The 3,156-nt window shown below is 56.3% G+C and carries 1 rRNA gene; it reads left to right on the forward strand.

What is annotated here, in order from left to right:
- The first annotated feature begins 1 nt into the window (after position 1).
- Positions 2 to 3,124 (forward strand): 23S ribosomal RNA (locus ABT084_RS37620).
- Positions 3,125 to 3,156: the final 32 nt, after the last annotated feature.

The raw sequence follows: 3,156 nt of genomic DNA on the forward strand, positions 1-3,156 counted from the left end.
AGGCCAAGTTTTTAAGGGCACACGGTGGATGCCTTGGCACCAGGAACCGATGAAGGACGTGAGAGGCCGCGATAGGCCCCGGGGAGCTGCCAACTGAGCTTTGATCCGGGGGTGTCCGAATGGGGAAACCCGGCAGTCGTCATGGGCTGTCACCCACTGCTGAACACATAGGCAGTGTGGAGGGAACGCGGGGAAGTGAAACATCTCAGTACCCGCAGGAAGAGAAAACAACCGTGATTCCGGGAGTAGTGGCGAGCGAAACCGGATCAGGCCAAACCGTATGCGTGTGATACCCGGCAGGGGTTGCGCATGCGGGGTTGTGGGAATTCTTTTGATCGGTCTGCCGGCCGGTCGGCGAGTCAGAAACCGTTGATGTAGTCGAAGGACATGCGAAAGGTCCGGCGTAGAGGGTAAGACCCCCGTAGACGAAACATCAGCGGCTTGCTTAAGAATCTCCCAAGTAGCACGGGGCCCGAGAAATCCCGTGTGAATCTGGCGGGACCACCCGCTAAGCCTAAATATTCCCTGGTGACCGATAGCGGATAGTACCGTGAGGGAATGGTGAAAAGTACCGCGGGAGCGGAGTGAAATAGTACCTGAAACCGTGTGCCTACAAGCCGTGGGAGCGTCGCGCATTGAGTTTACTCAATGCGTCGTGACTGCGTGCCTTTTGAAGAATGAGCCTGCGAGTTAGCGGTGTGTAGCGAGGTTAACCCGTGTGGGGAAGCCGTAGCGAAAGCGAGTCCGAATAGGGCGATTGAGTTGCACGCTCTAGACCCGAAGCGGAGTGATCTAGCCATGGGCAGGTTGAAGCGGAGGTAAGACTTCGTGGAGGACCGAACCCACCAGGGTTGAAAACCTGGGGGATGACCTGTGGTTAGGGGTGAAAGGCCAATCAAACTCCGTGATAGCTGGTTCTCCCCGAAATGCATTTAGGTGCAGCGTCACGTGTTTCTTGCCGGAGGTAGAGCACTGGATAGGCGATGGGCCCTACCGGGTTACTGACCTTAGCCAAACTCCGAATGCCGGTAAGTGAGAGCGTGGCAGTGAGACTGTGGGGGATAAGCTCCATGGTCGAGAGGGAAACAGCCCAGAGCATCGACTAAGGCCCCTAAGCGTACGCTAAGTGGGAAAGGATGTGGAGTCGCAGAGACAACCAGGAGGTTGGCTTAGAAGCAGCCACCCTTGAAAGAGTGCGTAATAGCTCACTGGTCAAGTGATTCCGCGCCGACAATGTAGCGGGGCTCAAGCGTACCGCCGAAGTCGTGTCATTGCAGCAATAGGGCCAACGCCCGCTGTGATGGGTAGGGGAGCGTCGTGTGCCGGGTGAAGCAGCAGCGGAAGCTAGTTGTGGACGGTTCACGAGTGAGAATGCAGGCATGAGTAGCGATACACACGTGAGAAACGTGTGCGCCGATTGACTAAGGGTTCCTGGGTCAAGCTGATCTGCCCAGGGTAAGTCGGGACCTAAGGCGAGGCCGACAGGCGTAGTCGATGGACAACCGGTTGATATTCCGGTACCCGCTTTGAAACGCCCAATATCGAATCCATTAATGCTAAGGCCGTGAAGCCGTTCCGGACCCTTCGGGGAAAGGAAAGTGGTGGAGCCGCTGATCCAAGGTGGTAGTAGGTAAGCGATGGGGTGACGCAGGAAGGTAGTCCAGCCCGGGCGGTGGTAGTCCCGGGGTAAGGGTGTAGGCCGTGTGATAGGCAAATCCGTCACACATTAAGGCTGAGACCTGATGCCGAGCCGATTGTGGTGAAGTGGATGATCCTATGCTGTCGAGAAAAGCCTCTAGCGAGTTTCATGGCGGCCCGTACCCTAAACCGACTCAGGTAGTCAGGTAGAGAATACCGAGGCGTTCGGGTGAACTATGGTTAAGGAACTCGGCAAAATGCCCCCGTAACTTCGGGAGAAGGGGGGCCATCACTGGTGATCGGATTTACTCCGTGAGCTGGGGGTGGCCGCAGAGACCAGCGAGAAGCGACTGTTTACTAAAAACACAGGTCCGTGCGAAGCCGTAAGGCGATGTATACGGACTGACGCCTGCCCGGTGCTGGAACGTTAAGGGGACCGGTTAGTCACATTTCGGTGTGGCGAAGCTGAGAACTTAAGCGCCAGTAAACGGCGGTGGTAACTATAACCATCCTAAGGTAGCGAAATTCCTTGTCGGGTAAGTTCCGACCTGCACGAATGGCGTAACGACTTCTCGACTGTCTCAACCATAGGCCCGGTGAAATTGCACTACGAGTAAAGATGCTCGTTTCGCGCAGCAGGACGGAAAGACCCCGGGACCTTTACTATAGTTTGATATTGGTGTTCGGTTCGGCTTGTGTAGGATAGGTGGGAGACTTTGAAGCAGCCACGCCAGTGGTTGTGGAGTCGCCGTTGAAATACCACTCTGGTCGTGCTGGATGTCTAACCTCGGTCCGTGATCCGGATCAGGGACAGTGTCTGATGGGTAGTTTAACTGGGGCGGTTGCCTCCTAAAGAGTAACGGAGGCGCCCAAAGGTTCCCTCAGCCTGGTTGGCAATCAGGTGTTGAGTGTAAGTGCACAAGGGAGCTTGACTGTGAGACCGACGGGTCGAGCAGGGACGAAAGTCGGGACTAGTGATCCGGCAGTGGCTTGTGGAAGCGCTGTCGCTCAACGGATAAAAGGTACCCCGGGGATAACAGGCTGATCTTCCCCAAGAGTCCATATCGACGGGATGGTTTGGCACCTCGATGTCGGCTCGTCGCATCCTGGGGCTGGAGTCGGTCCCAAGGGTTGGGCTGTTCGCCCATTAAAGCGGTACGCGAGCTGGGTTTAGAACGTCGTGAGACAGTTCGGTCCCTATCCGCTGTGCGCGTAGGAATATTGAGAAGGGCTGTCCCTAGTACGAGAGGACCGGGACGGACGAACCTCTGGTGTGCCAGTTGTCCTGCCAAGGGCATGGCTGGTTGGCTACGTTCGGGAGGGATAACCGCTGAAAGCATCTAAGCGGGAAGCCTGCTTCAAGATGAGTATTCCCACCTCCTTGAGAGGGTAAGGCTCCCAGTAGACGACTGGGTTGATAGGCCAGATGTGGAAGCCCGGTAACGGGTGGAGCTGACTGGTACTAATAGGCCGAGGGCTTGTCCTCAGTTGCTCGCGTCCACTGTGTTAGTTCTGAAG

It is taken from the genome of Streptomyces sp. NPDC002138, from assembly GCF_040296485.1.
Classification (GTDB): Bacteria; Actinomycetota; Actinomycetes; order Streptomycetales; family Streptomycetaceae; genus Streptomyces.